This is a genomic window from Armatimonas sp., assembly GCF_031410135.1.
In the GTDB taxonomy this organism is placed as follows: Bacteria; Armatimonadota; Armatimonadia; order Armatimonadales; family Armatimonadaceae; genus Armatimonas.
In genome coordinates, this window is sequence record NZ_JANNYP010000449.1 from 1 (window position 1) to 4027 (window position 4027).

The following is a 4027-nucleotide window of genomic DNA, read 5'->3' on the forward strand; positions in this document are numbered from 1 at the left end:
AATGTCTGCCCATTCGTTTCCCTGCGTTAATCTGCTCCGCATGTGGCGAGATGATTGCCAGGATCGCCGATGACCTGTGTGTGATTCGCTCGATGAAGACCGATATACCGGCGCACCCCGTGGCGGCTAAGATGATGCACACGGGCTCTGCGCAGCTGGTCAAGCCAAGCATCGGGAGCTGGGTGCTTTATGGCCTCGGCACGGAGAACCAGGATCTGCCCGGCTTTGTGACACTGGGGGGAAGCCCCGAGTGGCGGCAGTCGTCGTTTCTACCCAGTCCGTTCCAGGGAACCCGTGCAGACTTCGCGCCCGGCAAGCCTGTAGATAAAGTCCTGCTCAACCTCAAGAACGAGTTTAGCTCGTCATCGGCCCAGCGGGCCCAGCTTGATCTTGCCCGGCAGCTCAATAGCAACCATAGCGCTAAGTTCCAGCATGATGAGCAGCTTGAGGCGCGCATTGACTCTTTCGAGCTAGCCTTTAAGATGCAGACCGCCGCGACTGATGCATTTGATATCACCAAAGAACCTGCTGCGGTGCGTGCAAAGTACGGCTCGTCGGACTTTGGGGGCAAGCTACTCTGTGCCCGGCGCTTGGTGGAGCGCGGTGTGCGCTTTGTGCAGGTGGATATCGGTGGCTGGGATCATCATCAGGCACTGGCGCAAAATATTGGGAAGAAAGCCAATGAGATGGATCAGCCTGTTGCGGCACTGATCGCGGATCTCAAGGAGCGGGGCTTGCTGGAGTCTACTCTCGTGATCTGGGGAGGTGAGTTTGGGCGCACCCCGACGACCGCAGGCAGCATCAACGACCAGTCGGGCCGCGATCACCACTCCCGCTGCTTCTGCTCATTCATGGTGGGCGGCGGCGTGAAGGGCGGGATGCACTACGGCGAGACCGACGAGCTGGGGATGAACATCGCCAGCAACCCCGTGCATGTCCATGACTTCCATGCGACGATCTTGCGCGTGCTGGGCTTTGATCATACCAAGCTGACCTATCGCTACAACGGGCGAGATTTTCGCTTGACCGACAACTATGGGAATATCGTCAATGAAATCCTGGCTTAAACTCTCCGCCCCCGCGGCGGTACTGGGGATTGCGCTTACGGCAGGGGCACAGAAGCCCACGCCCAAGCCGCAGGCGCTCACTCCCGAGCAGACACAGTTCTTCGAGAGCAAGATCCGGCCCATTCTGACGGGCAAGTGTGCGCCTTGTCATGTGGACGGTGTTTCGAAGGGCGGACTCTCGCTGGACTTTCGCGAGTCGTGGCAGCATGGTGGCTCTAGCGGGCCTGTCGTGGTGCCGGGGAACCCTGAAAATAGCCTGCTGATCCAGCGTGTGAAAAGCGCCGGTGCGCCGATGCCGCCGGGGGGGAAACTCTCAGCGACGGATATCGCGGCACTGGAAGCCTGGGTGAAAATGGGCGCTCCTGACCCACGGGGTGCGGCTGATGTCAAAACGACCTCAAAGCTCACCGGGATCACGGACAAGGCAAAGAATCACTGGGCCTTCCAGCCAGTGGAGAAGTCCGCGATCCCTAAAGTGAAGAACGCCACTTGGGTGAAAAATCCCATTGATAGTTTTGTTCTCGCTAAACTTGAAGCCAATAACATGGTTCCAAGTGCCCCCGCAAGCCGTGCGGCCCTGATTCGTCGCGCGTACTACGATCTGATTGGAATGCCGCCAACCGTTGAGGAAGTGCGGGCGTTTCTCGCGGATAAAAGTCCCAATGCCTGGGAAAAAGTGGTAGATAGTCTCCTCGCAAATCCACACTATGGTGAGCGCTGGGGCCGTCACTGGCTCGATACCGCACGCTACTCGGACACCACCGGCAACCCACAGAATGGGCAGAACCGCCTTGCGGACTTTCGCTATGCCAATGCTTGGACCTACCGAGACTGGGTGATTGGGGCGATTAACAAAGACCTGCCTTATAACGAGTTTCTGATGGCACAGATTGCTGCCGATCAGATTCCAACCACGAAGGACGATCCCGCACAGCTTGCTGCCTTGGGATTTATGACGGTGGGTAAGCGCTTTCAAGATAAAAACGATCTGATTGACGAGCGGATTGATACCCTGACCAAGGCAACCATGGGAATTACCGTTGCCTGTGCACGTTGTCATGACCACAAGTTCGACCCAATCCCCACGGCGGACTACTACTCGCTCTATGGCATCTTGAACTCCATTGATGAGCCCGAGGTCGGCCCGGAGATTCCTGGCAGTGGCGATCCCGCACAGCGCGGCGACTACGAAAAGCAGGAGAAAGTGCTGCTCGATAAAGGCCGCGTTGCCTACTACGAGTATGTTGGCGAGAAGCTAGAGGCATTCCAGAAAAAAGCGGCAGGCTACCTGATGCTGGCTACCGCCAACCCACGCTCCAAAGAGGGCGCGGAGCTAGCGCAAAAATACGGCATCAACCCGTCCAATACCCGAGAGCGCGATACGATTCGCATTCTCCAGCAGGCTGTCCGAACCAATAAGACTGCGGCTGAAGTGATGGGGCCCTTCAATGTCCTCCAGCGGATGCCCGAGGGGACTTTTTCGTCACAGTACGCTGTCGCGATAGGACGAATGCTGGGTACCGCTCCTGCGCCCGCGGCGGTTTCGGGACGCTTGGGCAAACAGAGAGCGCAGCAACAGCGCACACCGGGGGGCAATATCCCCGTCATGAAGATCAACCCGCTGATTGCCCGCGAGCTCTCCAGCCTCAAACCGCGCACCATGGCGGATGTCGCGGAAGCCTACGGACGCGTCTTTGCCAAGGTCGCTGACCAGCGTGATGCCTACATTGAGGCGCGCAAGAAAAACCAGGTGCTCAGCGTCGATAGCGCAACCGCACAGCTGATTGAGTTTCCTCTGGGGCTCCCGCCCGCTTCGGAGTTTAACTCCGCGACCAATCTTCGCAAGCTCGCCAGTCGTTTTAGTGCTGATAACCGTGCCGCGGGGCGCTTCCCGTTTGATGAGATCAATCGCCTGCAGCTTACGCATCCGGGAGCACCGGGGCATGCGATGGTGGTGGAAGATGTCGAGGAGCCCAAGGATGCTCGCATTCTGATCCGTGGCGAGAAGCAGCGCCCCGGTGAGGTCGTCCCTCGCCAGGTCTTTGCACTCTGCATGCCCGGAAGTACGCCGCAGCCTGTGAAAGAGGGCTCAGGGCGGCTAGAGCTGGCACGGGCAATTGCAGCACCGTCGAATCCGCTGACGGCTCGCACCCTGGTGAACCGTGCCTGGATGCACCACTTTGGGAGCGGCTTTATCCGCACCCCCGATGACCTAGGCAACATGAGTGAGAAGCCCAGCCACCCGGAGCTGCTCGACTGGCTGGCGGGGCGCTTTATGGAGACGGGCTGGAGCCTGAAGAAGCTGCACAAGTGGGTTCTACTCTCCAACACCTACCAGCAGAGCACCGACACCAACGTGGCCTATGAGAAGAAAGACCCGGCCAACCGGCTTCTCTGGCGTGCCAATCTTCGTCGCTTGGACTTCGAGTCTATCCGAGACACTATGGTGACGCTGACGGGTAAGCTTGATCCGGTCCTGGGGGGTAAGCCCGTGAACATCACCGACGAGCCGTATATCTACCGCCGCTCGGTCTACGGCTACATTGACCGGCTCTTTCTCTCGGACTTGCTGACCCAGTTCGATGTGAGTGATCCGACCATGGCCAACACGGGGCGCATCTCGACCATCGTCCCCCAGCAGGCGCTCTTCTTCATGAACAGCGCGATGGCGGTGGACGTGGCCCGGCAAGTGGTGAGGCGCGACGAAGTGGAGAAAGCGCAGACCGACGAGGAGCGTATTAAGGCGATCTATCTCGTTCTTTACCAGCGCTCTCCCAAGCCCGAAGAGATCCAGACGGGGCTAGGTTTTCTGACAAAGATCGGAAGCGTGGCAACCGGAACGGAGGCGGAAGCGTCTGCCGCGCAGACTGGTAAAGGTCGCACTGCTCGCAAGCCTGTTGCCAAGACTCCGCCGAAAAAAGGGATGGGAACCGGCAAGTTCGCCCCCATCCGAAACAACA

At 58.8% G+C, this 4027-nt stretch carries 2 protein-coding genes; both read left to right on the plus strand.

Going from position 1 to position 4027, the window contains the following annotated elements; translation table 11 throughout:
* On the plus strand, nt 1–1067 hold a 1067-nt coding region (locus tag RMO15_RS16600), incomplete at its 5' end, for a DUF1501 domain-containing protein (protein ID WP_309714563.1).
* Nucleotides 1051–4027, plus strand: a 2977-nt coding sequence (locus RMO15_RS16605; protein WP_309714564.1) for a PSD1 and planctomycete cytochrome C domain-containing protein, incomplete at its 3' end; no start/stop codon positions are given. The genes RMO15_RS16600 and RMO15_RS16605, both read left to right, overlap by 17 nt.